Origin of the sequence: Methylorubrum rhodesianum (assembly GCF_014199985.1) — a bacterium.
Taxonomy (GTDB): domain Bacteria; phylum Pseudomonadota; class Alphaproteobacteria; order Rhizobiales; family Beijerinckiaceae; genus Methylobacterium; species Methylobacterium rhodesianum.
The window spans coordinates 52,334-79,152 of sequence record NZ_JACHOS010000010.1 but is presented as its reverse complement, the minus strand read 5'-3'; the positions used below and the strand labels follow the sequence as shown (position 1 = coordinate 79,152).

Sequence of the window (26,819 nt, the reverse complement as noted above, 5' to 3'; positions counted from 1 at the left end):
GCGCCGGGGCCTACGGCCGCACGCATCCCCCCGTGCGAACGCGGATGAGCGACGATGAGGAATCCCGAACGACACGCCCTGATCGTCGGCGCTTCCCGCGGCCTCGGTCTCGGCCTGACCGAGACCTTCCTGCGGCGCGGCTGGCGGGTCACCGCGACCCGGCGCGTGAGCGCACCCGGTCTCGAAAGCCTCTCGGCGCAGGGCGCACGGGTCGAGACGACCGATATCGATGACGACGCGTCCGTTGCCGCCCTGCGCGATCGGCTGGATTGCGAAACCTTCGACCTGATCTTCGTCGTGGCCGGCATCCTGGGGGAGTCGGACCGGCCGCTCCACGCGGTGCCGCGGGCGGTCCACGCGCAGGTCTTCCTCACGAACGCGGTGAGCCCGATCCTGTTCGCGGAGGCGTTCCACGACCGGCTCGTGTCGGGCGGTACGATCGCTTTCATGTCCTCCGGGCTCGGCAGCATCGGCCTCAACACCGACGGCGGTTGGGAGAACTACCGCGCCAGCAAGGCGGCGCTGAATACCAATGCCCGGAGCTTCGCCGCGCGCCACGCCGCCCGCGACTTCGGCGTGCTGCTGCTGCATCCGGGCTGGGTCGCCACCGACATGGGCGGCGAGGGCGCCGACCTCGACGTGGCGACAAGCGCGGCCGGCCTGGCCGACGTGATCGAGGCGAGGGCCGGCCGGACCGATCTCGCCTTCCTCGACTACCGGGGCGAGACGCTGCCCTGGTGAGCCTAGGCTTCCCTCCGACCGGTTGCCGCGACCCTGGGGAGGGCGCGGGACCGGCCTCAGCGGCGCGGGTCGAGGGGCCGGCTGCGGCGCTCGACCACCACGGTCGGGCGGCTGCGACGCTCGACGATGACGGCACGCGGCGGTGCGCGGTTGGGGCTCGCCGGAGCCAGGATGCGTTGCTCCTGGGGCCGATACGCGGGCCGTGCCGCCGCGGCCTTGGCGGCGGCGACCACGTGCGGGCGTACCTCGTCCGGACCGAGGCCGATCAGCCCGCAGGCGATCTCCACCTGCTGCTCAACGTCGTCGGCGAGGTCCTGGGCGGCGGCGACCGCCTCGTCCACGGTCGGCGGCTCGCGCCGCACCCGGATCGGAGGCAGATCCTGGAAGCTCTTCGGGGTTCTTTTCACGGCACGACTCGCGGTCTTCATGCACCGATCTTAGGACGGCCCGCCCGGTTTGTGCATTGCACACAAATCGGACGTGACGGACCGCCGGCCGCATGGCTGCCGGGCGGACGCCCCGCTCGTCGAGCATGCAGGATGCGCGCCGACAAGGAGCGCCGCCAGCACATTCGTTGACGAGGCCGTCCCGCCGGGTCCGGCCCGCGACGGTCAAAGTGTCGCGGCGGCGCAGCAAAGCGAGCGCCCCGCGAAGCGGCCGACCCGGGCTGAGGAAATCCCCGGGCTGAGAGCGCGCCATCCCCAATCCCGCCCCGATCCTACGTCAGTCACGCTCCTCACCATGCCAGACGCTCCTGATCCCCGCCTCACTCCGGCTCGTCCCGATCTCGCCGATATCCGCCTGAAGGGCACCGTCGTGGCGGAGCGCTACGTGGCTGGCGAGCCGGCACGGGTCGTCGTTCCCGCCGCACCCCTGCGCCGCGCGCCGCGTCTCGAGGCCGGGCTCGAAACCGAGGCGGTGATGGGCGATGCGGTGACGGTGTTCGAGGTCCGCCAGGAATTCGCGTGGGTCCAGATCGCCCGCGACGGCTATGTCGGCTACCTGCCGGAGGCGGCGCTCGGGCCGACCGATCCGGCGCCGACCCACCGGGTCACGAGCCTGCGCACCTTCGTCTATCCGGCCGCGGACCTGAAGCGCCCGCACGTCGCCCATCTGAGCCTTGGCGCCGCCTTCGCGGCGGAGGCGCGCGAGGGCGAGTACTGGCGGCTCGCTGGCGGCGGCTTCGTCTTCGCAGGCCATGCCGCGCCGCTCGATGAGGCCGAGGCCGATTATGCGGCCACCGCCGAGCGGCTCGTCGGCACGCCCTATCTCTGGGGCGGGCGCACCAGCCTAGGCCTCGATTGCTCGGGCCTCGTCCAGCTCTGCCTGCAGATGGCGGGGCGTCCCTGCCCGCGCGACGCCGATCAGCAGGAGCGGGCGCTCGGCGGCGCCCTGCCGCCCGGGCTCGACGGGCTCCGGCGCGGCGATCTCGTGTTCTGGAAGGGCCATGTCGGGCTGATGCTCGACGCTGATCGGCTGATCCACGCCAACGGCCACCACATGGCGGTGGCGGTCGAGCCGCTGCGCGAGGCGGTCGAGCGCATCGCCGCCAAGAGTTTCGGCGCCGTCACCTCGATCCGGCGGCTCGATCCGGTCGCCTGAGGGCGCTCAGCCGGCGCGGACGCGATCGGGGGCCAGTGAGGCCACGGCCTCTGCCAGGGCATCGACCTGACCCTCGTCGTGGACGGCCGAGAAGGCGACCCGCAGCCGCGCCGTGCCCGGCGCCACCGTCGGTGGCCGGATCGCGACGACGAGGAAACCGCGCGTCTCCAGCGCCGCCGAGACGGCAAGGGCCGCCTCGGCTTCGCCGACGAGGACGGGCACGATCGGGCTCTCCGCCTCCGGCAGCCCGAGCCGCGCGGTGAAGCGGCGGGCCAGCGCCAGCGGCCGGGCGGCGCGCTCCGGCTCGGCCTCGACGATCTCCAGGGCTCTGAGCGCCGCGGCGGCGGAAGCCGGTGGCAGGCCGGTGGTGTAGACGAGGCTGCGGGCCCGGCTCGTCAGCAGGTCGATCACGGGCCGCGAGGCACAGAGATAGCCGCCGTAGGAGCCCAGCGTCTTCGACAGCGTCCCCATCTCGAGCGGTGCCCGCAGGCCGGGCTCGACCACGCCGAGGCCGTGGGCGTCGTCCACCAGCGTCCAGGCGTCGTAATTTTCCGCGAGGCTCAGGATCTCGGGAAGCGGCGCCCGGTCACCGTCCATGCTGAAAACCCGCTCGGTCAGGATCAGCGTCCGCCGGGCCGCGCCGCGATGCGCGGCGAGGGCCGCGCGCAGCTGCCCGACATCGTTATGGGCGAAGCGTACGACCTGTGCGCCCGACATCTTCGCTCCCGCGAACAGGCAGGAATGGCCGAGGTCGTCGATCAGGATCAGGTCTCCCGCGCCGACCAGGGCCGGGGCGATGCCGAGATTGGCGAGGTAGCCGGAGCCGAAGACCAGGGCCGCCTCCTTGCCCTTGTGCCGGGCGAGCCGCGCCTCCAGCGCCGCCAGGGGAGGGGCGTTGCCGGTCACCAGCCGGGAGGCGCCCGCGCCCGCGCCGTAACGCGCGAGGGCCTCGGAGGCGGCCGCGATCACCCGCGGATCGTGGGCAAGGCCGAGATAGTCGTTGCAGGAGAACGAGACGAGGCGGCGGCCGCCCCGCTCGGCCGCCGCCTCGGCGCCGCGGGCGGTCACGACCAGCCGGCGGCGCAGGGCGGCGGCCTCCAGGCCGGCGAGCTTTTCCGCGGCGAAGGCGTCGAGGCTGTGCGAGTGGTTCGGCGACATGGCGCCTGAAGGCGACGGGTCCCGGGGGATGTCAAGCCGCCGGCCGGCGTGAACCCGGCGCGGGGCGGCGCGTTGCTCCACCTCTCTCGGAACACGCCGCCATGCTGCGTTGCCTCATCCTGGCTGTCCTGCTCCTGGCCGGTGCCTTCGCGATCACGGTACCGGCCTCCGCCGGTCCGGCCCAATCCTACCTGTTCGGCGAGCAGCGCTTCCGCAACGCCTGCCGGCCACCGCTGAAATACGCGGCCGGGGCCTGCGTCCGCCGCTGCCCGGCGGGCTACCAGAGTTTCCGCGGATATTGCCGCTTCCGCAACATGCGGTGGTGATCGTTACACGGCCGGCTTGCGGCGCGGTTCGCACCGTGCGAGCGTCAGCCCGTCCGATACAGACGATACGGGAGAGCCCAGACCGCTCGTGAAGGGAGGTCATGGCGCCGACGGAGCAACCACCCCCGGAAACTCTCAGGCACAATCACCGTATCGTTGGACAATCTGGAGAGAGGCGCCGTCCGGCGTCCACCGAAGGAGAAACCTCGCTCGGCCACGGGTGAGGGAAGCTCTCAGGTAAGCGCGACAGATGGGGGCAACTTGCCAGCCGGCCGGCGGGCAAGAATCGTCTGTCGTGGAGTGCCCGATGAGCCTGCAAGCCTCCGGGGCCGTGAGCCCTGCCGCCCCCAGTCCCGCTGATCCGCTGGCCCAGACGCCGCTGCACGCGCTCCACCTGCGCCTGGGCGCCAAGATGGTGCCGTTCGCGGGCTACGCGATGCCGCTGCACTACGCCGCCGGGCTCCTCAAGGAGCACCTTCACACCCGCGCCGCGGCCGGCTTCTTCGACGTATCGCATATGGGCCAGATCGCGCTGACGACGCGCTCCGGCGACGTGGCGGAGGCGGCCGGCGCTCTCGAAAAGCTCGTACCGATCGACATTCTCGGGCTCGAGGACGGGCGCCAGCGCTACGGCTTCCTGACGGACGCGGCCGGCGGCATCCTCGACGACCTGATGGTGGCGCGCCTGCCAGACCGGCTGCACGTCGTCGTCAACGCCGCCAACAAGACGGCCGATCTCGCCCGGATCCAGGCGCATCTTCCCGATGGCGTCGCTGCGACGCTCGTTCCGGACGCGCTGATCGCGCTCCAGGGGCCGAAGGCCGCGGACGTGCTCGCGCGCTTGGCGCCGGCGGTCGCGGCGATGCGGTTCATGGACGTGCGCACGATCGATCTTCTCGGTACGCCCTGCCTCGTCAGCCGCTCCGGCTATACCGGCGAGGACGGGTTCGAGATCGCCGTGCCGGCCGAGCGCGCCGAGGCGGTGGCCGAGGCGCTGCTCGCCGCGCCCGAGGTGATGCCCGTCGGCCTCGGCGCCCGCGATTCCCTGCGCCTCGAAGCCGGCCTCCCCCTGCACGGCTCCGACATCGACGCCGGCACCAGCCCGGTCGAGGCGAGCCTCGCCTGGGCGATCTCGCCCGCCCGTCGCCGGGGCGGCGCCCGCGAGGGCGGTTTTCCGGGCGCGGACCGCATCCTCGCCGAGATGAAGGCGGGCCCCGGCCGCCGCCGCGTCGGCCTGCGCCCCGAGGGCCGCGCGCCGGTGCGCGCCGATGCCCCGCTCTTTTCCGCGGAGGCCGGGGGCGAGGCCGTCGGCCGCGTCACGTCCGGCGGCTTCGGCCCGAGCCTCGGCGCGCCCGTTGCCATGGGCACCCTGCCATCCGTGCTCGCCAGCCCCGGCACCCGCGTCTTCGCCGAGGTTCGCGGCCAGCGTCTTCCCCTCGTCGTCTCCCCGCTCCCCTTCGTCCCGGCCGGCTTCAAGCGCGGTTGATTGTCGTCAGATCAGGAGTTCGAACCATGCTGCGTTTCACCGACGAGCACGAATGGCTGCGCCTCGACGGCGAGGTCGCCACGGTCGGCATCACGGCCCATGCCGCCGAACAGCTCGGCGACCTCGTCTTCGTCGAGCTGCCGAAGGTCGGCGCCCGGCTCACCAAAGGCGAGGCGGCGGCGGTGGTCGAGTCCGTCAAGGCGGCCTCCGACGTCTACGCGCCGCTCTCCGGCGAGGTGACCGAGGTCAACGAGGCGGCTTTGTCCGACCCGGCCTCGGTCGGGGCCGACCCGCAGGGCGCGGGCTGGCTCTACCGGCTCAAGCTCGACGACGTCTCCGCCATGGACGCGCTGATGGACGAGGCGGCCTACGCCGCGTTCGCGAAGTAGGCCGCCGCACAGCCCTTCCCCCGACGGATCCCGGGCTCGCCCGAAATCCGGAAAGCATCCGCCCAAGTCGGGCAGGCCCGGATTGGGTGGTGGGAGGGTGGCCCTCGCGTCAGCGAGGGTCGGGAGAGGGGAGCGCCATGTCCGGAGGGACCCGAGCCGGCCCCTCACCCGCCCGCTCCGCGGGCACCCTCTCCCGCGAAGGGGAGAGGGAAAGCCGAAGCTTTCGCCCGAGAGGCATCCGATGAAATACGATCGCCACGATCCCTTCGATTTCGCCGCCCGGCGCCATATCGGCCCGAAACTCTCCGAGATCGACCAGATGCTGGAGACGGTCGGCGCGAAGTCGCTGCACGCGCTGATCGACGAGACTCTGCCGCCCGACATCCGGCAGGCGGAGTACATCGATTTCGGCGCCTCGCTGACCGAGCGGCGCTCGCTGGAGAAGTTGCGCGCCACCGCCAACAAGAACCGGCTGCTCGTCTCGCTGATCGGCCAGGGCTACCACGGCACGACGATGCCGCCGGCGATTCAGCGCAACATCTTCGAGAACCCGGCCTGGTACACCGCCTACTCGCCCTACCAGCCCGAGATCAGCCAGGGCCGGCTGGAGGCGCTGCTCAACTTCCAGACCCTGGTCTGCGACCTGACCGCGCTCGACGTGGCCAACGCCTCGCTCCTCGACGAGGCCACCGCCGCGGCGGAAGCCATGGGCATGGCGCGCCGCGTGGCGAAGTCGGACAGGAACGCGTTCTTCGTCGACCGCGACTGCCTGCCCCAGACCATCGCCGTGCTGAGGACCCGCGCGGCGCCGCTGGGCTGGGAGATCGTCGTCGGCGATCCCTTGGATCTCGATCCGTCCGCCGTCTTCGGGGCGTTGTTCCAGTATCCCGGTGTGAACGGCGCGGTTCACGATTTCTCCGACGTCATCGCCGGTCTGCACGAGTCCGGCGCGCTCGCCGTGGTCGCCGCCGACCCGTTGGCGCTGACGCTCCTCAAGGCACCGGGCGAGATGGGCGCCGACATCGCCGTCGGCTCGATGCAGCGCTACGGCGTACCCATGGGCTATGGCGGCCCGCACGCCGCCTATCTGGCGACCCGCGACGCCCACAAGCGGGCGCTGCCCGGCCGCATCGTCGGCGTGTCGGTGGATGCCCGCGGCAACCGCTCGTATCGCCTCGCGCTCCAGACCCGCGAGCAGCATATCCGGCGCGAGAAGGCGACCTCGAACATCTGCACCAGCCAGGTGCTGCTCGCGGTCATCGCCTCGATGTTCGCGGTCTATCACGGGCCGGCCGGACTCAAGGCCATCGCCCTGAGGGTCCACCGCGACGCGGTGCGTCTCGCCGCCGAGCTGGAGCGCCTCGGCTTCACCGTCGAGCCGAAGCACTTCTTCGACACCATCACCGTGCGGGTCGGCGCGTTCCAGGGCGTGATCCTGAAGAGCGCGGTCGAGAACGGAGTGAACCTGCGCAGGGTGGGCCACGACCGTGTCGGCATCAGCGTCGATCAGCGCACCCGGCCCGACATCCTGCAGGCGGTCTGGCGCGCCTTCGGCGGCACCGATCTGACCTATGACGAGACCTACCCGGAGCCGCGCCTGCCCGCGGATCTGGAGCGGACCTCGGAGTACCTGACCCACCCGATCTTCCACATGAACCGGGCCGAGAGCGAGATGACGCGCTACATGCGCCGCCTTGCCGACCGGGATCTGGCACTCGACCGGGCGATGATCCCGCTCGGCTCCTGCACGATGAAGCTCAACGCCACCGCCGAGATGTTGCCGATCTCCTGGCCGGAATTTTCGGAGCTTCATCCGTTCGTGCCGGAGGATCAGGCCGTGGGCTACCGGGAGCTGATCGACGATCTCAGCCAAAAGCTCTGCGCGATCACCGGCTACGACGCGATCTCGATGCAGCCGAATTCAGGTGCGCAGGGCGAGTATGCGGGGCTGCTCGCCATCCGCGGCTATCACCTGTCGCGGGGGGAGGGCCATCGCACGGTCTGCCTGATCCCGTCCTCCGCCCACGGCACCAATCCGGCCTCGGCGCAGATGTGCGGGATGAGCGTGGTGGTGGTCGGCGCCGACGCCCACGGCAACATCGACGTCGAGGATTTTCGCACGAAGGCCGAGCAGCATGCCGACAAACTCGCGGCCTGCATGATCACCTATCCCTCGACCCACGGCGTGTTCGAGGCGCGGGTGCGCGAGCTGTGCGAGATCGTCCACCGGCACGGCGGACAGGTCTATCTCGACGGGGCCAACCTCAACGCCATGGTCGGGCTGGCGCGGCCCGGCGACATCGGCGCCGATGTCAGCCACCTCAACCTGCACAAGACCTTCTGCATCCCGCATGGCGGCGGCGGGCCGGGCATGGGGCCGATCGGCGTCAAGCGGCACCTGATCCCGTTCCTGCCCTCCGATCCGCGCACCGGCGAGGAGGGGGCGGTCTCGGCCGCCGCCTTCGGCTCGGCCTCAATCCTGCCGATCTCGTGGAGCTACTGCCTGATGATGGGCGGGCGCGGCCTGACCCAGGCGACGCGGGTGGCGATCCTCAACGCCAACTACATCGCGAGGCGGCTGGAGGGCGCCTATTCCATCCTCTATGCCGGGCGGAACGGGCGCGTCGCGCACGAGTGCATCGTCGATGTCCGCCCCTTCCAGAAGAGCGCGGGCGTCACCGTCGAGGACATCGCCAAGCGCCTGATCGATTGCGGCTTCCACCCGCCGACGATGAGCTGGCCGGTGGCGGGCACGCTGATGATCGAGCCGACCGAATCCGAGACGAAGGCCGAGATCGACCGATTCTGCGACGCCATGCTGGCGATCCGGGAGGAGATCCGGGCGATCGAGGAGGGTCGGATGGACCGCGCCAACAACCCGCTCAAGAATGCGCCGCACACGGTGCAGGACCTGATCGGTGCCTGGGAGCGGCCCTATTCCCGCGAAGCCGCCTGCTTCCCGTCGGGATCCTTGCGCATGGACAAGTACTGGCCGCCGGTGAACCGCGTCGACAACGCGTACGGGGATCGCAATCTCGTCTGCTCCTGCCCGCCGCCGGAGGCGTATGGGGAAGCGGCTGAGTAGCGGCCGGCCGCCGGACCCTCCTCCGTTTGCGGAGGAGGGTGTCCGCGAAGTGCGCGGGAGAGGGACTGGCAGAGGTCGGCTCGGAACGACGCTCCGCTCTCCCGCGGAGAGGAAAGAGGATGGGCTGACGGGTTTGACTCAATGGCCGCCACCCCCCATCCCGACGCCCATGACCGCGCTCTCCTCCCAAAAGCTCTGGCGTCCCTACACCCAGATGAAGACGGCCGCGCCGCCGCTGGAGGCGATCGCGACGCAGGGCACGCGCATCACCCTGAAGGGTGGACGCGAGCTGATCGACGGCATCGCCTCGTGGTGGACCGCCGTCCACGGCTACAACCATCCGCACATCGCGGCCGCGATGGCCGACCAGCTCATCCGCATGCCGCACGTGATGTTCGGCGGGCTCACCCACGCCCCGGCCGAGCGGCTGGGACAACGTCTCGCCGCCCTGCTGCCGGGTGATCTCAACCACGTCTTCTTCACCGATTCCGGCTCGGTCGCCGTCGAGGTCGCCCTGAAGATGGCGGTGCAGCTCTGGCTCAACCGCGGCGAGACCGGCCGTACCCGGGTGCTCGCCTTCCGCGGCGGCTATCACGGCGACACCATGGGCGCGATGTCGGCCTGCGACCCTGAGGAGGGGATGCACCGCCGCTTCGGCGCCTACCTGCCGACGCAGGTTTTCTGCGAGTTGCCGCGCGACGGCGAGCGGGAAGCCGCCCTCGACGCGGCGATGGCCCGCCACCGCCACGAACTCGCGGCGGTGATCGTCGAGCCGTTGGTGCAGGGCGCCGGCGGGATGCTGACCCATCCGCCGGAGGTGCTGGCCACGGTCGCGCGGCTCGCCCAGCGCCACGGCCTGCCCCTCATCGCCGACGAGATCTTCACCGGGTTCGGCCGCACCGGGACGATGTTCGCCTGCGAGCAGGCGGGTGTCGTGCCCGACATCCTCTGCCTGTCGAAGGCGCTCACCGGCGGCACGATGGCGCTGGCCGCGACCGTCGCCACCACGGAGATCTTTTCCGCCTTCTGGTCCGACGACCCGTCGGCGGCGCTGATGCACGGCCCGACCTTCATGGCGAACCCGCTCGCCTGCGCGGCGGCCAATGCCAGCCTCGACCTGTTCGAAACCGAGCCGCGCCTGGATCAGGCCCGCGCCGTCGCCGCGCGCCTGGAGGCGGGTCTCGCCCCCTTGCGCCGGCTGTCCGGGGTGCGGGACGTGCGCGTGCTCGGCGCGATCGGTGCGGTGCAGTTCGCGCAGGCTCCGGACCTCGCCGACCTCAAGCGGCGCTTCGTCGAGCGCGGCGTCTGGGTACGGCCGTTCGGGGACATCGTCTATCTCACCCCCGCGCTCACCATCGACGAGAACGATCTCGGCCGCCTGATCGCGGCGGTGACGGCGGTGACCGAAACCGCCGCCTGAGGCCGGTTCGCCCCGACCGTTCGACCCGGCGGCGCGGAGCTTGCAGGCCTGCCCGAGGGAGAGCCGAAGCACCTCCGGGACCCTGCAACCCGCAGCGGGGTTACTCGTTGGATCATCGCAGCGCAGCGGTTCCCGGCACGGGAAACGGCCAAGTCTGCAAACATCGGGTCTGCGAACAACAAGTCTGCGAACAACTTGGGTCGCTGGAGCAAATCGGGGAGAGCTTAAGGTGGCGAGCCAGACCGAAACGACGAACCCGGAAGCCGACCGTCCCGTCATCCTCATCGTCGAGGACGAGGCCCTGACCATCATGGACCTCGGCGACGTGCTGGAAGAGGGCGGTTACGACACCGTACAATGCGCCTCCGCCGAGCGCGCCCTCTCCATCCTCCAGGCCCGGCCGGATATCTGCGGCCTCGTGACCGACGTGCAGCTTTCCGGCCGCGTCGACGGATTCGAACTCGCGAATTCCGTCGCCCAGGCCCGGCCGAACCTGCCGATCCTGATCGTGTCCGGCCGCGCCTCGCCCGACCCCGAGCGTATGCCGGCGGGCGCTCAGTTCATCGCCCGCCCCTGCGCCGGCGAGGACATTCTGGCCCGTCTCAAGGGGCTGATGCCGCAGTGCTGAGCACGGCGCGCCCGTCCGCCACTATCTGCGCCAGACCCTGCGCGAGGCCGTAGCGCGGACGGAACCCGACTTCGTCCGCAAGACGCCGGATGTCGGCCTCGATGCAAGCCGGCTCCGAGGGGCTGAGCGGGCGTGCCCCGAAATCGAGCAGGTCCGGCCGGCCCGTGAGCGTCCCGATCGTCTCCAGGATGTCGCGCACCGGTACGGCCTCGCCCGAGCCGATATTGACGGGCCCCTCCACCGCCGAATCGATCAGGGCCGCGAAGGCGGCGCCCGCATCGATGACGTGGAGAAAGTCGCGGCGCTGCCGGCCTTCGCTGGTGGCAAGCTGCCGGCCCGCGAGCAGCGCCCGCGCCGCGTCGCCGACGAGCCGGCCGGGCGTCTCGCCGGGGCCGTAGAGGTAGAACAGCCGCCCCCAGGCGAGGGAGAGCCCGACCCCGGCCGCGTAGGCTTGCAGGACACGGCGAAGCCCGTCCTTGGCGGCCCCGTAGAGCGTTGCGGGATGGCATGGGGCAGCTTCGGTCAGGCGGCCGCTGCGAAGGCTTTCCGCTGCAGTCTCCGTCCCGGCAGGCGGGGAGGGGGCTTCGGCGACCCCGGCGTCGTGCCCCGCTCCGCGCGCCCGGGGAGAGGGGGCGTCCGCTTCTGCACGCGGCAGCCGTTCGATGCCGGTCCAGTCGTACTCCGCACAGGTTCCCGCCACGACCGCGCGGGTGCCGCCCGCCTCGCGAAACATCCGCACGAGGTCGAGGCTCGCCGCAGTCCAGTCGAGGTTGTCCGGCGCCTGCCAGTAGCGGCCGGGCGTGGTGATCCAGGCGAGGTGGAGGAGGTGGCTCGCCGAAGCCGCCTGCACGGCGGCGCGCCTCTGAGCCGGATCGAGCAGGTCGGCGGCGTGGAAGGCGTGGGCGCCATCGGGGGCGGTCCGCCCGAGCCCGTGCACCTCGAAGCCGCGGGCCGCGAGGGCCGCCACCGCGTGGCGGCCGACGAAGCCGGCCCCGCCGGTGACGAGGACCCGCCTCACCGCCCCGCCCAGTCGGGAAAGGCGAGGTCGCGCGGCGCGATCACGGTGATCGGCTCGGGCCATGTCAGCCCGAAGGCAGGGTCGTCCCAGCGCACCCCGTCGGCGGCGGCGGCCACGAAGGGCCGGTCGATCATGTAGAGGATCTCGGCATCGTCGCTGAGCGTCTGGAAGCCGTGCGCGAGGCCTGCCGGGATGTAGAGGGCGTGGCGGTTCGCGGCCGAGAGCGTCACCAGCGCGGTCCGCAGATAGGTCGGTGAGCCGGGCCGCAGATCCACCACCGCGTCGTGGATCGCGCCGGCCGTGCAGCGCACCAGCTTGGTCTCGGCGTGCGGTGCCGTCGAAAAGTGCAGGCCGCGCACCGTGCCGCGGCGGTGGTTGAACGACACGCTCGACTGGGTGAAGCGACCGATCAGCCCGCGCTCGGACAATTCGCTCTCGCAATGCGTCCGGGCGAAGAAGCCACGCTCGTCCGTGTGCGGCTCGGGCGCCACGCGGAACAGGCCGGGCAGCTCGAGTTCCTCGAAGATCATCGGGCTTCAGAACACCGTCAGTTCGGGGATCGCCACGGCGAAGCGACCGCCCCAGGCGCGGATGGCGGCCATCTCGCCGGCGATCTCGTCCTTCAGGTTCCAGGGCAGGATCAGCACCGTGTCGGGGCGCAGGGCGAGAAGGTCGTCGGGCGAGACCACGGGGATGCGGCTGCCGGGCAGCCACGTGCCCTGCTTGTGCGGCGAGCGGTCGGCCACCGCCCGGACCAGTTCCGGGCCGATGCCGCAATAGTTGAGGAAGGTGTTGCCCTTGGCCGCCGCACCGTAGGCGCAGACCGTGCGGCCCGCCGCCCGCTCCTCGATCAGGAAGCGCAGCGCCGCGCATTTGATGTCGGCCACCGCCTGCCCGAAACCGGCGTAGCCGGACGGATCGAACAGCTTCGCGCCCCACTCGGCCAGCACCACGCGCTCCAGCCCCGGGGTCGGCTGGTGGGAGGCGGCCTCGTGGCAGGCGAAAACCCGCAGCGAACCGCCATGCGTCGGCCATTCCTCGACGTCGAACACCCGCAGGCCCTGCTGGCGCAGGATACCGATCACCACGCCGAGCGAGAGGTAGGAGAAGTGCTCGTGGTAGATCGTGTCGAACTGTCGATGCTCGATCATCCGCAGCAGGTGCGGGAATTCGAAGGTCGCCACGCCCTCCGGCTTCAGGATCTCGGCGAAGCCCGCGGTGAAATCGAGGATGTCGGGCACGTGGGCGAGCACGTTGTTGGCCGCCATCAGGTCGGCCTTGTGGCCCGCGGCGGCGAGCCGCCGGGCGGTGTCGCGGCCGAAGAAGGCGACCTCCGTCGGCACGCCGCGCTCCACCGCCACGCGGGCGACATTGGCCGCCGGCTCGACGCCGAGCACCGGCACGCCGCGGGCGACGAAGTATTGCAGCAGGTAGCCGTCGTTGCTCGCGACCTCGACAACCTTGCTCTCCGGTCCCAGCCCGAAGCGCTCGATCATCGCGGAGACGTAGCCTTCCGCGTGCCGCAGCCAGCCGGCGGAGAAGCCGGAGAAGTAGGCGTAGTCGGAAAAGATCGCCTCGGGGCTCTCGAAGGCTTCGAGTTGGACCAGCCAGCAGGCGTCGCAGACATAGGCGTGGAGCGGGTGGAAGACCTCGCCCCGGTGCCGCCGCTCCGGTGTGACGTAGGAGTTGGCGAGCGGCGACAGGCCGAGATCGCAGAAGGTCCGGGTCAGGGCGGCGCCGCAGGCGCGGCAGGTCGGGGCGGTCACGCTTGGACTCCGGCTTGAACTCCGGCTCGGACGCCAGCGCGGTCTCCGGGCTGGCCCAGCGCCTCGTAGCGCGCGATCTCGGCCGCGGCCAGAGCACGGGGATCGGCGCCGGAGGCGGCCGCGCGGTACCAGGTGGCGGTCCAGTCGAGCGCGGTATCGAGGGTCAGACGCCGGTCCCAGCCGAGGCGGGCGCGGGCCTTCGAGGCATCGACCTTGAGATAGGTCGCCTCGTGCGGATGCGTCCGTTGCGACAGGTGCCAGCCGGCCCCGTCGCCCCAGCCCCGGGCCAAACGCTCGACGAGGTCCGCGACGGGCCGGCAATCCTCGTCCGCCGGTCCGAGATTCCAGCCCTCCGCGAAGGCGTTGCCGTCAGCACCCGCGAGACATTCGGCCAGCCGCAGGTAGCCGGCCAGCGGCTCCAGCACGTGCTGCCACGGGCGGATCGCGTGCGGCGCGCGGATCTCGACCGATTGCCCGGCCCAGAACGCGCGCACGATGTCGGGGATCAGCCGGTCGGCCGACCAGTCGCCGCCGCCGATGACGTTGCCGGCCCGGGCGCTGGCGATCCGCGCCGGGTGGCCGCCCGCGCCGAAGAACGAGGCACGATAGGCGCTCGTCACGAGTTCGGCGCAGCCCTTGGAGGCGCTGTAGGGGTCGCGCCCGCCCATCGCCTCGGTCTCGCGGTAGGCGTAGGGCCATTCGCGGTTCTCGTAGGCCTTGTCGCTCGTCACCACGACGACCGCGCGCACGCTGGGCGCGCCCCGCACGGCCTCCAGCAGGTGGACGGTGCCCATGGCGTTGACCGCGAAGGTGCCCACCGGATCGGCGTAGGAGGGCCGTACCAGGGCCTGCGCCGCCATGTGGATCACGATATCCGGCTGCGATGCCGCCATCGCGTCGGCGAGCGCCGCCAGGTCGCGGATGTCGCCGATGCGGGACCGCTCGGACGGGAAATCGATCGCCTCGAACAGGTTCGGCCGCGTCTCCGGCGCCAGGGCGAAGCCGGAGACACGGGCGCCGAGCCGGGCGAGCCAGAGGCTCAGCCACGCGCCCTTGAAGCCGGTATGGCCGGTGAGGAGCACGCGCTTGCCGGCCCAGAAGGCGGGATCGGGATTGAGCGCGGCCATCACCACACCTTCCAGGGGGCGTCGCCGCGGGCCCAGAGCTCTTCGAGGTGCTTCTTATCGCGCAGGGTGTCCATCGCCTGCCAGAAGCCGGTGTGATGGTAGGCGTGGAGCTGCCCGTCGCGGGCGAGGCTCTCCAGCGGCTCGCTCTCCCACACGGTGGCGTCGCCGGCGATCCGGTCGAGTACACGGGGCGAGAGCACGAAGAAGCCGCCGTTGATGGTGGCTCCGTCCCCCGCCGGCTTCTCGCGAAAGCTGCGGACGGCGTCGCCCGCGAGGTCGAGGGCGCCGAAGCGGCCCGGCGGCACCACCGCCGTCAGGGTGGCGAGGCGCCCGTGCGCCCGGTGGAAGGCCGCGAGCCGCGTGAGGTCGATATCGGCGACGCCGTCGCCGTAGGTCATGAAGAAATCGTCCTCGCCGAGATAGTCGCGCACCCGCTTGAGGCGTCCGCCGGTCATGGTGGCGTCGCCGGTCTCGATCAGCGAGACCTTCCAATCCTCGGCCGCCGAGCGGTGGAACTCGACATGGCCGCGGCCGAGATCGAGCGTGACATCGCTCAGATGCAGACGGTAGTTGAGGAAGAATTCCTTGATGACGTAGCCCTTGTAGCCGAGGCAGATCACGAACTCGGTGACGCCGTGGGCGGCGAAGATCTGCATGATGTGCCAGAGGATCGGCCGTCCGCCGATCTCCAGCATCGGCTTGGGGCGCACCACGGTCTCCTCCGAGAGCCGCGTGCCGAGTCCGCCCGCGAGGATCACGGCCTTCACGGTTGGTCTCCGAGGTTGTGCTTCGTCGCCATCATCGCCACGCCTCTACCATGCGCTGCGCGGCGAGCGGAAACCGCTCGGCATCGAGCGCGAAGGCAGGCGGGCGGATGCCGAACGGATCCGGGTAGTACGGATCGCGGGCGAGCCTCGCGCCCCAGCGTCTGCGAAACCGGGCTTGCTCGGCGGGATCGACGGTGGGGATGCGGTTGCGGCTCTCGTAGTGATGCAGCCGGGCCTCGGCGCAATAGACCGTGCGCAAGCCCCGCTCGCCGAGACGCAGGCAGAGGTCGATGTCGTTGTAGTTGATGGCGTAACCCTCGTCGAAGCCGTCGATTCCCTCGAAATCGGCGCGGCGCACCATCACGCAGGCGCCGGTGACAGCGAGATAGTTGCGGTTGGCGAGGCTGGAGCCGTGATAGCCGGCGTCGTCACCCGCAAAGCCGCGGCGGACATGGTCCGGCAGTCCTTCGCCGAAGACGACCCCGGCATGCTGCAGGCCCCCGTCCTCGAACAGGAGCTTGGGGCCGACCGCGCCGACGCCGGGGATGGCCAGCAGCGCGAGCATCGCCTCGATCCAGTCCGGCGTGATGACGCTGATGTCGTCGTTGAGGAAGACCAGCACGTCGCCGGTCGACGTCCGGGCACCGAGGTTCATCTTGGCGGCGACGTTGAAGACCGGCTTGTCCCAGGTGACGGTGCGCGCGCCGAACCGCTCGACCGCCGCGCGCGTCTGCGGTCGCAGGTCGCCGTTATCGACCGCCACGATCTCGATTGTTGCGAAGGTGCTGGTCTCCCGGATGCTCGCGAGGCAGGCGGCCAGGAGATCGATGGTGCGCCCGCCGATGGTGCTGTCGCGCCCGGCGGTCGGGATCACGAGGGAGACGAGCGGGCGGGTCTCGAGCCTGCGCCGCAGGGCGAAATGTTCGGGGCCGAGGGTGCGGACGGCGTCGAGTCCGCCGGTGCGCCGGGCGCGGCGGGCGAGCGCGCGGGCAGCGGCTTCTGGGTCGGATCCGGCAGGGCGGCGATGGTAGAGCACCTGCGCGAGGTGCCCGATGCGGTCGCTCCGCTCGGTCAGGCGCAGCGCGAGGTCGTAGTCGTGTGCGCCCTCGCTCTCGCCCGGGAAACCGCCGACCGCCCGCACTAGGCTGGTACGATAGAGGGCGAGTCCGCCGATGTAGAAGCTGCTCTCAAGCGTCTCGGGCGACCAGTCCGGCTTGAAGCAGGGATCGCAGCGCTCGCCGTCCGGTCCGATCCTATCCTCGTCCGTGTAGAGCAGATCGAGATCGGGCTCGCGGGCGAGCTGTCGGACGAGGACAAGGAGGGTGTGCGGCGCGAGCCGGGCACCGGGCTCCACCGTGGCGAGCCAGGGGCCGCGCGCCTGCGCCAGCGCCGCATCGAGGGAGGAGGCGGTGCCGTGGGCGCGCGGGACGATGCGGATGCGGTCGTCTTCTGCCGCCAGGGCCCGGAGCGCGGCCGAGGCCTCGGCGGCGAGGCACAGCTCCCAGTCCGGATAGATCTGCGCCCGCAGGCTCGCGACGGTCTCCGCGACATGAAGCGAATCGTCGCCGGCCGTCATGAGAAGCGAGATCAGCGGACGCTCTGGCAGGGCCGCGAGGCTGGCCCGCATGGCCTCGGAAGAGGGCAGAGCCCTGGCTTCGACCGCCTGGATCCAGGCGGCGTAGGTGGCGGGCGGGCGCCGGGTCTCGGCAGCACGGGTGAGGCGGCGCCAGATCTCCCGCGGCGGCGTGCTGCGCACCAGCCCGAAGGCGCGCCGCAGGAGCCGCAGGGGCCGACGCTCCTGCGGCGGCAGCCGTTCGAGGATCTTGCGCGCTGACAGGAGGGCCGCCTCGATCCGGCCCGCCGGCTCGACCTGCACGGCATCGATGCGGAAGCGTGGCCCCGCCTCGGCCGCTTCCAGGCGCAGCGCGCGGGTGCCGGGGGGCAGGCGAATCAGGTCGTCGGTGCCGTCCGCACGCCGTGTGAGCCGGTAGCGGCGCGGCTCCGCCTCGCCCGCGGCGTCGACGGCGAGCACCGGCTGCACCGCCTCGGGGCGGCAGCGGATGCGGATGCGCGTCGCGGACAGGGCCGCCACCGCCGCTGCCGGTCCGAGGGCGAAGGTCGGATCGGGGCCGGTCGCGATCCAGCCCCCATCGTCCGCGGGCCGGCGCAGGTCGCGCAGGGGATAGAGGCCGAGCGCCTCGCGACGCCTCATCGGAACGGCCCGGTGTCTCGGTTGCGTTGGACGCTCATGCGGCGCCGGAATCCATGAAATCGGCCGCTCCGTGAAGCGATTTCTCGAAAGAGCTGTGTCTTGTCTCCCCGACGGCGGCAAAGCGCGGCGTTTCTGTCATCGAAGTTTCATGGGCTGTCGGCAGATGCTTGCCCGGCGGGCCGCCTGCAGTTCATCCTCTCGGGCAGCGTTCGAGGGCCCGCGCGTCCGTGAAGGGAAACCGGATCATGTCGGCGGCAAACGAAGCGGTCGCCGTGGCGGCACACGGCGAGGCCACCGGAACGTCGGATGGCCGAGGCGCGCAGAAGGACCGCGCGGGCAAGACCGTCAAGCGGCTGCGTCCCCCGGCGGCCAAGAGCGTCGGCTGGGCGCTGGTCCAGGCGGCGCGGCTGCATCGCGCCCGGGTTGGCGACCGGCTCGCCGAACTCGACCTGTTCGCCGGCCAGGAGCAGGTGGTGCAGGCGCTCGCCGCCGCCGGCAGCATGACCATGGGCGATCTCGCCGCGACCCTGCGGGTGCGCCCACCCACCGCCTCGAAGACGATCTCGCGGCTCGCCGCCCTCGGCTTCGTCGAGCGCCGGGCCGAGGCCGGTGACGGGCGCATCGTGCGCGTGCGCCTGACCGAGACCGGGATGGCCAAGGCCGCCGCCATCGAGCGCATCTGGGACGAGGTCGAGGCCGAACTGCTCGAAGACTTCGACAACAAGGAGCGGCGCCGCCTGCGCAAGCTCCTGCGCCGCGTCGCCCGCAACCTCGCGGAAGCCGCGGGCGTGAGCGGCCACGAGGAAGCCGATTCCGAAATCGACGGCGAGGTCGACGACGAGGACGAGGCCCTGCTGGGATCGGCGGCCTCCGACGCGGTGGCGCGATCATAGGGTGCCGTCCCGGAAGGCGGGCCGGCTTGTCCGAACCCGCTGAGAAACGAGCGCCCGGAAACAGGCGCCCGTCCGACGGTTTCAGGCCCGACCGACCGGCACCATGTCGGCAAGCTCGCGCCGGGGCGGATGTGCGAGGGCGGCGGCCAGCATCGCTTCCAGGACGATGAGGTCGGTTTCCGGATCGGGTTCCCAGCCGCAGGCGCAATGTCCGTCCGGCCCATGCGCGGCGGCCACCTGCCGGTAGAGCGTGCCGACGGTGCGCGCCGCCGCCTCCAGCGCGGCCATGACATGCATCGGTTCCCGCTGAAGCGCCTGCCAGAAGGCGACGGTGAGCGCCCGCTCCAGCATCCCCTGCGCGTGTCGCTCCGCCGCGTCGGAGGGAGGCGTGCCGAGACCGGCGCTCATGCCCGAACCTCCGTCCGCATCCGCGCCCGGGCTTCGACCGGCACGAGGCGCGGCGGCGTCGCGTCTCCGGGCTCGAGCCCGACCAGGGTTTCGAGGCCCCCCCGACTCAGCGCGAGGGAGGAGCCGTCCCACCACGCGAGACGGACGGCTTCCAGCACGTTTTCGAGAGTCGCGAGCAGAGCGGCGAGGCCGCCCGCGCTGTCGCGAACCGGGGGCGGCCTATCGGCCCGTGCGGGCCACCGGCCGTCGTGAGAGACGTTCGGGAACAGGAGAATGTGCGCCATGGGTCCACCATGGCTCCAACTATAGTTGGTATGCAAGCATTCTCTAAAACATTGGAAATACTTTAAATATCCTCTATTTTGAGCTGTTACAGCATCGATTTAGAACAATTCAATCGGCGCTGGAAAACTCCCGTCCCGTCTCGGCTTGGCCGAGACGCTCATCGCACGGGTTGATCGAAGGAGGTTGTGGGGAAGGGCTCGTCCCGGAGGGTGAAGTGCCACCATTCCTGGGCATAGGGGACGAAGCCGGCGCGAATCATCGCGTCGCGCAGGCGGCGGCGGTTGCGGGCCTGCTCCGGGGAGAGGCCAGGAAAATCGGTCGCCGACGCCTCGTCGAACAGGTCGAAGGGGGTGCCCATGTCGAGCTCGGCCCCGTCGGCGCGGCGCACCAGCGTCAGATCCACCGTCGAGCCGCGGGAATGCGACGAGCGCTCGGCGATGTAGCCGAGGCGGAAGAGATCGGCCTTGTCGGTCCGCGGGTAGTAGGCGGGCTTCATGCGCGTGTCGGCGGGGTCGCGCGCCCAGGCCGCGAAATCCGCGACCGCGCGGCGCGGGCGGTAGCAGTCGAACACCTTGAGGCCGAGACCCTCGGGCGCCAGCGCCGCCTGGACCGTCGCCAGCGCCCGCGCCGCCTGCGGCGTCAGCAGGCAGCGCGGCGCCTCGTAGCCGGCGATGGGGCGGCCGATGAAATTGTCGGAGCCGGCATAGCGCAGGTCGAGGACAAGGCCCGGCACCACGCCGCCCGCATCGACGAAGGGGCCGGCCTCCGTCGCGGCGGGCTGGGCGGCGGCGAGGGCGAGGCCCGTCAGGACCGTGCGCATCAGGTCCGCCATGCCAGCAATCCCGCGCCGGCGGCGATCAGCGCGACGCCGGCCCAGTGATGCGGCGCGAGGCGCTCGCCGAGGAAGAGGACGCCGAATACCGCGACCAGGACGACGCTCAGCTTGTCCAGCGGGGCGACGCGGGCGGCCTCGCCCAGGGCCAACGCCCGGAAGTAGCAGAGCCAGGACGCACCGGTGGCGAGCCCCGACAGGGTCAGGAAGACGAGGTTTTTCGTCGAAACACGGCCAAGATCCGACGCCTGTCCCGCGGTGACGACGATGGCGCCCGTCAGCAACAGGATCACCACGGTCCGGATGAAGGTCGCCACGTCCGGCGCCACGCCGTCGATTCCGACCTTGGCGAGGATCGCGGTGGCGGCGGCGAACCCGGCCGAGAGCAGGGCCCAGAACCGCCACGACAGGAGAAGATCGGCCACGGGAAGCCTCCGCTACAGGGCGTGGCGCATGACGACCAGCGCCAGGGCCAGCCCGCCGATCCCCGCCAGCACCGAGACGAGGACGTAGGCGAGGGCCGCGAGCCCGTCGCCGCGCTCCATCAGGGTGACGGCCTCGAGAGAGAAGGTCGAGAAGGTGGTGAAGCCGCCCAGGATCCCGGTCGCCACGAACAGCCGGGCCTGGAGGGGGCCGCCGCGCGCGGCCATCCAGCCGGTGACGATCCCCATCAGGACCGAGCCGACGATGTTGATGCCGAGCGTGCCCCACGGGAAGCTCGATCCGAGCCGCACGGCCCAGAGATTGACCCCGTGGCGCAGCACACCGCCGAGGCCGGCACCGAGGAAGACGAGGAGGGTGTTCAAGTCTGAAGGCTCGGGAAGGGGCGCCGGGTGATCACCTCGGTCGACGAGGTGTGGCGCCGGACGCAGGCTGACGATCTTACAGACGCTTTCCCGTTCATCACAGCCGTCAGTCCGGGGCCGCGTCGCGGAACCCGGAAACCACCCGTGATGCGTCGTTGGAAGCAGGGCGTCGCGGCCGGTCGTGGAGTCCGGGTTCGCCTTCGGCGCCCCGGAATGACGATCGCCGGAATGCTGCGCCGCCGCCGCGATCGGACGGCTCTTCGATCTGTCGACGCGCCCGCCTTGCGCGGAAGCCAATCCGACGAGAGGGACCCACCGACGGAGCCGGTGGGTCCCTTCGGTTCATGACGGTGCTGATCAGCCCTCTCCTATGACCTTGTCCGGCGTGATCGGCAAGTGGCGGATGCGCTTGCCGGTGGCGTGGAAGACCGCGTTCGAGATCGCAGCGGCCACGCCGACGATACCGATCTCGCCGAGACCCTTCACGCCGAGCGGGTTCGCCTTGTCCTCCTCGTCCACGAAGATCACGTCGAGGTCGTGAATGTCGGCGTTCACCGGCACGTGGTACTCGCCGAGATTGTGGTTCATGAACCGGCCGATGCGGTGATCGAGCATCGATTCCTCGTGCAACGCCGAACCGATGCCCATGACGATTCCGCCCAGGATCTGGCTGCGGGCCGTCTTGAGGTTGAGGATCTTGCCCGCCGCGATGGCCGAGATCACGCGGGTGCAGCGCACGATCCCGAGCTCCTCGTCGATCTTCACCTCCGCGAAGATCGCCGAATGGGTATAGGCCTCGTATTGCTGGGCGAAGTCCTTGTCCGGAGCGGCCTCGCCGGTCGCCTCGAGCTTCTGCGTTCCGGTCGCCTTCAGGACGTCGGCCAGCGCCACGCTCTTCGAAGGATCGCCCGTCACCTCGATGCGGCCGTTCGAGAACACCACGCGCTCGAAATCGGCGTTGGCCAGCGGCGAGTTCTCCATGCCGCGGGCGAGCTTGAACGCCTGCTCGGCGATGTCGCGGCAGGCCTTCATCACGGCTGTGCCCGACGAGGCCGCCGTCCACGAGCCGCCCGCCACGGGGGCTTTGGCGAGGGTGGTGTCGCCGAGCTTGGTCGTGACATGGTCCAGCGGCAGGCCGAGCGTGTCGGCGGCGATCTGAGTCAGGATCGTGTAGGTGCCGGTGCCGAGATCGCCCGTCTGGTTGCCGACCTCGAGCCGGCCGTCGGCGGTGAGCACCGCGTGGGCGCTCGACTGCATCATCATCGATTCCCAGATGCCGGTCGCCATGCCCCAGCCGACGAGTTCGCGGCCCTCGCGCATGGAGCGCGGCTCAGGGGTGCGGCGGCTCCAGCCGAAACGTTCGGCGCCCTGGCGGAAACACTCCTTGAGCGCCTTGGAGCCGAACGGCTTCTCCTCGGTCGGATCGCTCTCGGTGTAGTTCTTCAGCCGCAGCGCGATCGGATCCTGGCCGGTGGCGTAGGCCAGCTCGTCCATCGCCGTCTCGATGGCGTAGACGCCGGTCACGGCGCCCGGCGCGCGCATGTCGCCTGGCGTGGGAGTGTCGAGCTTGGCCAGGCTGTAGGTGAGCTTGACGTTGTCGCAGTCGTAGAGCACGCCCGACCAGTTGACGACGACCTCCTGATAGTCCTCGTAAGACGAGGTGCCCTGCACCGCGTCGTGCCTGAGCGCGGTGAGCTTGCCCGAGCGGTCCGCGCCGAGCGAGACGGTCTGAAGCGCCTCAGAGCGGTAGGTGAAGGACCACATCTGGTCGCGGGTCAGCGTCACCCGCACCGAGCGCCCGAGATCCTTGGCCGCCAGCATCGCCAGAAAGAGCTGGTATTGCGGGCGAAGGCCCGAGCCGAAGCCGCCGCCGAGATAGGGGTTCAGGACCCGCACCTGCTCCGGCTTCAGGCCGAAGGCGCTGGCGATGTAGTCGTGGGTGTTCGAGACGCCCTGGATCTTGTCGTAGACGGTGTAGGTGCCGTCCTTCTCCACCACGACGGTGGAGGCGTGCGGCTCCATCGGGTTGTGATGCTCGTCGGCCATCCGGTACTGGCCGTTCACGCGGATCTCCGCGGCGTCGAACGCCGTCTCGGCGTCGCCCCACGGCTCCGGCGGCGGCTTGATGCCGGCCCGCTTCATCGGCGGATCGTAGGCCTCGGGCGCCTGCGCCGCGAGGTCGGTGCGGGGCGCCACGACCCCGTAATCGACCCGCACCAGGGAGGCGGCGTAGCGCGCCGTCTCGAAATCCTCGGCCACGACGAGGGCCACCGGCTGGCCGGAGAAGACGATCCGGTTGGTCGCCAGCGCCTGGAACGGCGCGCCGGGGGGCGCCACCGCGTCCTGGTAATCCTCCGGGTTGTCGGAGGTGGCCGGGCGGTTCTCGTGGGTGATCACCTTGATGACGCCGGGCACCGCCTCCGCCGCGGAGGCGTCGATGCTCCGGATGCTGCCCTTGGCGATGGCGCTCGACACGACCACGCCGTAGGCGAGGTCGGGCGCGGCGAACTCGCCGGCATACTTGGCGAGACCCGTGACCTTGGCCGGGCCGTCGACGCGGCTGACGGCGCTGCCGACGAACCGGTCGCGGCCAGCCGCCGTGCTGATCTGAACGGTCATGGACGGCTCCTTACTGGATGCGCTTGTCGGACTGGGACTGGGGTGTGCCGGCGGCGGCCTGCTCCAGGCCCCGGACGATGGCGCGGCGCGCCAGCTCGATCTTGAAGCCGTTGGTCGATTGCGGCTTGGCCTCGCGCAGGACGAGGTCGGCGGCCGCCTTGAAGCTCTCGCGCGTCGCCGGCCTGCCCTGCAGCAGGGCCTCGGCGTCCGTGTTGCGCCAGGGCTTGTGAGCGACGCCCCCGAGCGCGAGGCGCGCGGTGCGGATGGTCCGCCCGTCGAGTTCGAGCGCGGCCGCGACCGAGACCAGCGCGAAGGCGTAGGAGAGCCGGTCGCGCAGCTTCAGATAGGTATGGTGCCCGGCAAAGCCCCTGGCCGGCAGATCGACGGAGACGATGATCTCGCCGGGCGCGAGGTTGGTGTCCTTGGCCGGATCGTCACCCGGCAGGCGGTGGAACTCGGCGAACGGGATCGCGCGGTCGCCCTGCGGCCCGCTGACCCGCACCGTCGCCTCCAGTGCGGCCAAAGCCACGCACATGTCGGAAGGGTGGGTGGCGATGCAGTGCTCGCTGGTGCCGAGGATCGCGTGGATGCGGTCGACGCCGCCGATCGCCGAGCAGCCGGTGCCGGGCTCGCGCTTGTTGCAGGGCGTGGCCGTATCGTAGAAGTAGTAGCAGCGGGTGCGCTGCAGTAGGTTGCCGCCGGTGGAGGCCGCGTTGCGCAGCTGCGCCGAGGCGCCGGCCAGGATCGCGTCCGCCAGCAGCGGGTAGCGCTCGCGGATGCGGGCGTCGTAGGCGAGCGCCGCGTTGGTCACGAGCGCGCCGATGCGCAGGCCCCCGTCGCGCTCCTCGATCTTGTCCAGCGGCAGCCGGGTGATGTCGATGAGCTTTCCCGGCCGCTCGACATCGTACTTCATCAAGTCGATGAGGTTGGTGCCGCCGGCGATGAAACGGGCCGCCGGATCGCTGCCGAGCGCCTGCACCGCCTCCGCCACCGTGCTGGGACGGACGTAATCGAAGCGGTTCATCGGGCGCCTCCCTGCTGCATCACATCCTCGATCGCGTCGACGATGTTGGTGTAGGCACCGCAACGGCAGATGTTGCCGCTCATCGCCTCGCGGATCTCGTCGCGCGTCTTGGCGTGGCCCTCGTTCATCATTCCGACGGAGGAGCAGAGCTGACCCGGGGTGCAGTAGCCGCACTGGAAGGCGTCGTGCTCGACGAAGGCTTCCTGGATCGGGTGGAGGCTGTTCGTGCCCTCGCGATGGGCGAGGCCGGCCAGACCCTCGACGGTGGTGATCTCCGCGCCGTCCTTCATCACGGCGAGCGTGAGGCAAGAGTTGATGCGCGTGCCGTTCACCAGCACGGTGCAGGCGCCGCACTGACCATGGTCGCAGCCCTTCTTGGTGCCGGTCAGGTCGAGGCGCTCGCGCAGGAGGTCGAGCAGCGTGGTCCAGGGCGCCACCTGAAGCTCGCGCCGCTCGCCATTGATGGTGAGCGTGATGCCGATTGTCCCGACGCCGCCGGGCGAACCGCTGTCGATGAGCATGGTTACATCCGTGATGAGGCGCGAGCCCCACACGGACGAAGCGCGGGCCGGGAGGCTTCGCGAGGACCGAACAGGGAGCGCGTCTTGAAAGGGCGCGGTCTTGAGGGCCCGCGCCGGGTCGTGTCGATAACCATTCCAAGGTGACCCTGTTCCGCTCGGCCGTTGGAGCCGACGGACCGGCCCGATCACGGGCCGGCGGGATACGGGGCGGCTTCCCGTCGGGGGTGGGGCGAAGGGCCGGGTGAAGGGCGGGGTTACGCGCGGCGAGAAGCTCGGCTAACGCTTGCCCCGCACGCCGACTTCGAGGAGCCGCCATGGCCGATGCACTCGACCCCGTCCTCAACGACATCGACCGCGATCTGGACAACAGCCTGGAGCGGCTGTTCGCGTGGCTGCGCATCCCCTCGATCTCGACCGACTCGGCCTATGCCGGCCATTGCCGCGAGGCGGCGCAGTGGCTGGAAGGGAACCTGACTGCGCTCGGCTTCGAGACCAGCGTCGAGGAGACCTCGCTCCACCCCGTCGTTCTGGCCCACCGCCCGAAGCCGGGCGCGCCGCACGTGCTGTTCTACGGCCATTACGACGTGCAGCCGGTCGATCCGCTGAATCTCTGGCGGACCGCGCCGTTCGACCCCCGCATCGAGGAGGCGGACGGCACGAAGCGGATCGTCGCCCGCGGCGCATCCGACGACAAGGGTCAGGTGATGACCTTCGTCGAGGCCTGCCGCGCGCATCTCGCCATGAACGGCGATCTGCCGGTCGGGGTCACCATCCTCATCGAGGGAGCGGAGGAGAACGGCTCCCAAGGACTGCCCGAATGGGTCGAGGCCAATCGCGAGCGGCTGAAGGCGGATGTGGCGCTCGTCTGCGACACCGGCATGTGGGACCGCGAGACTCCGCAGATCACGACCTCGCTGCGCGGCCTCGCCTATTATGAGGTCAAGGTCACCTGCGCCGACCGCGACCTCCATTCCGGCTTCTTCGGCGGCGCCGCGGCGAATCCGATCCACGTGCTGTCGCGGATCATCGCCGACCTGCACGACGCGGATGGCCGCGTGACCCTGCCGGGCTTCTACGACGGCGTGCGCGAGCCGCCGCCGGAGCTGCTGGAGCAGTGGCGCTCGCTCGGGCTGACGCCCGAGAAATTCCTGGGACCGATCGGCCTGAAGCAGCCGGCGGGCGAGCGCGGGCGGCTGCCGATCGAGCTGATCCAGTCGCGGCCGGCCTGCGACGTGAACGGCATCATCGGCGGCTATACGGGCGAGGGGACCAAGACCGTCATCGCGTCCCAGGCCTCCGCGAAGGTCTCGTTCCGCCTCGTCGACGACCAGGACCCGGAGCAGCTCTCGAAGACCTTCGAGGCCTTCGTGCGCGAGCGCGTGCCCGCCGACTGCTCGGTGGAGGTGATCTGCTACAAGGGCTCGCGGGCGGTGGCTCTGCCCTACGACATGCCGCAGCTCGCGGCCGCGCAAGCAGCCCTCTCGGCCGAATGGGGCCGCGAGGCGGTGGCGGTGGGCGCCGGTGGCTCGATCCCGATCGTCGGCGATTTCAAGCGCATCCTCGGGCTCGACACCCTGCTGATCGGCTTCGGCCTCGACGATGACCGCATCCACTCGCCCAACGAGAAGTACGAGCTGACGAGCTTCCACAAGGGCACACGCTCCTGGGCGCGGATCCTCTCGGCGCTGGCCGAGGCGTGATGCCGG

Annotated in this window: 26 protein-coding genes and 1 riboswitch; of the genes, 10 read left to right on the top strand and 16 right to left on the bottom strand. The window is 70.8% G+C overall.

All coding sequences use genetic code 11. From position 1 onward, the window contains the following. The first annotated feature begins 54 nt into the window (after window positions 1-54). Complete coding sequence (locus HNR01_RS15645) at window positions 55-741, top strand: SDR family NAD(P)-dependent oxidoreductase (RefSeq protein WP_183668506.1); 687 nt, start codon at window positions 55-57, stop codon at window positions 739-741. A gap of 56 nt (window positions 742-797) precedes the next feature. On the opposite strand, the gene HNR01_RS15640 is transcribed toward HNR01_RS15645, so the two are convergent. After that, entirely contained in the window at window positions 798-1,169 is a 372-nt protein-coding gene (locus tag HNR01_RS15640; protein ID WP_017487230.1) for a hypothetical protein, read from the bottom strand. A gap of 313 nt (window positions 1,170-1,482) precedes the next feature. Between HNR01_RS15640 and HNR01_RS15635 the strand changes: the two genes are divergently transcribed. Beyond that, window positions 1,483-2,343 (top strand): C40 family peptidase, encoded by an 861-nt coding sequence (locus HNR01_RS15635; RefSeq protein ID WP_183668504.1) that lies wholly within the window; start codon window positions 1,483-1,485, stop codon window positions 2,341-2,343. Between the two features lie 6 nt (window positions 2,344-2,349). Here HNR01_RS15635 and HNR01_RS15630 read toward each other — a convergent pair whose 3' ends face one another. After that, entirely contained in the window at window positions 2,350-3,501 is a 1,152-nt protein-coding gene (locus tag HNR01_RS15630) for an aminotransferase class I/II-fold pyridoxal phosphate-dependent enzyme (protein WP_017487232.1), read from the bottom strand. Window positions 3,502-3,602: 101 nt separating this feature from the next. Here HNR01_RS15630 and HNR01_RS15625 point away from each other — a divergent pair, with 101 nt between their 5' ends. The 6 genes from HNR01_RS15625 (at window position 3,603) to HNR01_RS15600 (ending at window position 10,835) form a co-directional block, all read left to right on the top strand. After that, on the top strand, window positions 3,603-3,827 hold the full coding sequence (locus tag HNR01_RS15625) for a hypothetical protein (protein WP_017487233.1): 225 nt from the start codon (window positions 3,603-3,605) through the stop codon (window positions 3,825-3,827). A gap of 58 nt (window positions 3,828-3,885) precedes the next feature. Next, window positions 3,886-3,988, top strand: a riboswitch (glycine riboswitch). A gap of 146 nt (window positions 3,989-4,134) precedes the next feature. After that, complete coding sequence (gcvT, locus tag HNR01_RS15620; RefSeq protein ID WP_183668502.1) at window positions 4,135-5,313, top strand: glycine cleavage system aminomethyltransferase GcvT; 1,179 nt, start codon at window positions 4,135-4,137, stop codon at window positions 5,311-5,313. Window positions 5,314-5,339: 26 nt separating this feature from the next. Further along, on the top strand, window positions 5,340-5,702 hold the full coding sequence (gene gcvH / locus HNR01_RS15615; RefSeq protein WP_183668499.1) for a glycine cleavage system protein GcvH: 363 nt from the start codon (window positions 5,340-5,342) through the stop codon (window positions 5,700-5,702). Window positions 5,703-5,943: 241 nt separating this feature from the next. Next, complete coding sequence (gene gcvP, locus HNR01_RS15610) at window positions 5,944-8,787, top strand: aminomethyl-transferring glycine dehydrogenase (RefSeq protein WP_183668497.1); 2,844 nt, start codon at window positions 5,944-5,946, stop codon at window positions 8,785-8,787. 169 nt (window positions 8,788-8,956) lie between these two features. Further along, complete coding sequence (locus HNR01_RS15605) at window positions 8,957-10,207, top strand: adenosylmethionine--8-amino-7-oxononanoate transaminase (protein ID WP_183668495.1); 1,251 nt, start codon at window positions 8,957-8,959, stop codon at window positions 10,205-10,207. 229 nt (window positions 10,208-10,436) lie between these two features. Next, complete coding sequence (locus tag HNR01_RS15600) at window positions 10,437-10,835, top strand: response regulator (RefSeq protein WP_017487238.1); 399 nt, start codon at window positions 10,437-10,439, stop codon at window positions 10,833-10,835. On the opposite strand, the gene HNR01_RS15595 is transcribed toward HNR01_RS15600, so the two are convergent. From HNR01_RS15595 to HNR01_RS15570, 6 genes are read right to left on the bottom strand one after another with little or no spacing between them, the layout of a single operon-like run. Then, entirely contained in the window at window positions 10,810-11,853 is a 1,044-nt protein-coding gene (locus HNR01_RS15595) for an NAD-dependent epimerase/dehydratase family protein (protein WP_183668493.1), read from the bottom strand. The genes HNR01_RS15600 and HNR01_RS15595 overlap by 26 nt on opposite strands. Next, window positions 11,850-12,383, bottom strand: a complete 534-nt coding sequence (locus HNR01_RS15590) for a dTDP-4-dehydrorhamnose 3,5-epimerase family protein (protein WP_183668492.1) — start codon at window positions 12,381-12,383, stop codon at window positions 11,850-11,852. The genes HNR01_RS15595 and HNR01_RS15590 overlap by 4 nt, the downstream gene beginning before the upstream one ends. A 6-nt stretch (window positions 12,384-12,389) precedes the next feature. Further along, complete coding sequence (locus HNR01_RS15585) at window positions 12,390-13,619, bottom strand: class I SAM-dependent methyltransferase (protein WP_183668490.1); 1,230 nt, start codon at window positions 13,617-13,619, stop codon at window positions 12,390-12,392. Then, window positions 13,616-14,746, bottom strand: coding sequence for a CDP-glucose 4,6-dehydratase (rfbG, locus tag HNR01_RS15580; RefSeq protein WP_183668488.1), 1,131 nt, complete (start codon window positions 14,744-14,746; stop codon window positions 13,616-13,618). Before rfbG ends, HNR01_RS15585 begins: the two co-directional genes overlap by 4 nt. Continuing rightward, a complete protein-coding gene (gene rfbF / locus HNR01_RS15575; RefSeq protein ID WP_017487243.1) occupies window positions 14,746-15,513 on the bottom strand; it encodes a glucose-1-phosphate cytidylyltransferase in 768 nt (255 codons plus the stop codon). The genes rfbG and rfbF overlap by 1 nt, the downstream gene beginning before the upstream one ends. A gap of 31 nt (window positions 15,514-15,544) precedes the next feature. Then, a complete protein-coding gene (locus HNR01_RS15570; protein ID WP_183668486.1) occupies window positions 15,545-17,725 on the bottom strand; it encodes a glycosyltransferase in 2,181 nt (726 codons plus the stop codon). A gap of 245 nt (window positions 17,726-17,970) precedes the next feature. Here HNR01_RS15570 and HNR01_RS15565 point away from each other — a divergent pair, with 245 nt between their 5' ends. Further along, a complete protein-coding gene (locus tag HNR01_RS15565) occupies window positions 17,971-18,618 on the top strand; it encodes a MarR family winged helix-turn-helix transcriptional regulator (protein WP_153874117.1) in 648 nt (215 codons plus the stop codon). A gap of 81 nt (window positions 18,619-18,699) precedes the next feature. Here the strand turns inward: HNR01_RS15565 and HNR01_RS15560 are convergent, their stop codons facing one another. From HNR01_RS15560 to HNR01_RS15525, 8 genes are all read right to left on the bottom strand, one after another. Then, complete coding sequence (locus HNR01_RS15560) at window positions 18,700-19,026, bottom strand: hypothetical protein (RefSeq protein WP_183668484.1); 327 nt, start codon at window positions 19,024-19,026, stop codon at window positions 18,700-18,702. Further along, window positions 19,023-19,310 carry a hypothetical protein gene (locus tag HNR01_RS15555; RefSeq protein ID WP_017487247.1) on the bottom strand — a complete coding sequence of 96 codons (288 nt, stop codon included), beginning with the start codon at window positions 19,308-19,310 and terminating at the stop codon, window positions 19,023-19,025. The genes HNR01_RS15560 and HNR01_RS15555 overlap by 4 nt, the downstream gene beginning before the upstream one ends. Before the next feature lie 158 nt (window positions 19,311-19,468). Continuing rightward, window positions 19,469-20,131 (bottom strand): M15 family metallopeptidase, encoded by a 663-nt coding sequence (locus HNR01_RS15550; RefSeq protein WP_183668660.1) that lies wholly within the window; start codon window positions 20,129-20,131, stop codon window positions 19,469-19,471. Continuing rightward, complete coding sequence (locus HNR01_RS15545) at window positions 20,131-20,568, bottom strand: EamA family transporter (RefSeq protein WP_183668482.1); 438 nt, start codon at window positions 20,566-20,568, stop codon at window positions 20,131-20,133. Before HNR01_RS15545 ends, HNR01_RS15550 begins: the two co-directional genes overlap by 1 nt. A gap of 12 nt (window positions 20,569-20,580) precedes the next feature. Next, window positions 20,581-20,949, bottom strand: a complete 369-nt coding sequence (gene crcB / locus HNR01_RS15540) for a fluoride efflux transporter CrcB (RefSeq protein ID WP_153874114.1) — start codon at window positions 20,947-20,949, stop codon at window positions 20,581-20,583. 357 nt (window positions 20,950-21,306) lie between these two features. Further along, window positions 21,307-23,568 carry a xanthine dehydrogenase family protein molybdopterin-binding subunit gene (locus HNR01_RS15535; RefSeq protein WP_183668480.1) on the bottom strand — a complete coding sequence of 754 codons (2,262 nt, stop codon included), beginning with the start codon at window positions 23,566-23,568 and terminating at the stop codon, window positions 21,307-21,309. A 10-nt stretch (window positions 23,569-23,578) separates the two neighbouring features. After that, a complete protein-coding gene (locus HNR01_RS15530) occupies window positions 23,579-24,592 on the bottom strand; it encodes an FAD binding domain-containing protein (protein WP_183668478.1) in 1,014 nt (337 codons plus the stop codon). After that, complete coding sequence (locus HNR01_RS15525) at window positions 24,589-25,113, bottom strand: (2Fe-2S)-binding protein (RefSeq protein WP_183668476.1); 525 nt, start codon at window positions 25,111-25,113, stop codon at window positions 24,589-24,591. The genes HNR01_RS15530 and HNR01_RS15525 overlap by 4 nt, the downstream gene beginning before the upstream one ends. A 314-nt stretch (window positions 25,114-25,427) precedes the next feature. On the opposite strand from HNR01_RS15525, the gene HNR01_RS15520 reads away from it, so the two are divergent. Then, window positions 25,428-26,813: a M20/M25/M40 family metallo-hydrolase gene (locus HNR01_RS15520; RefSeq protein WP_183668474.1), complete on the top strand. Its 1,386-nt coding sequence runs from the start codon at window positions 25,428-25,430 to the stop codon at window positions 26,811-26,813. Window positions 26,814-26,819 lie beyond the last annotated feature (6 nt).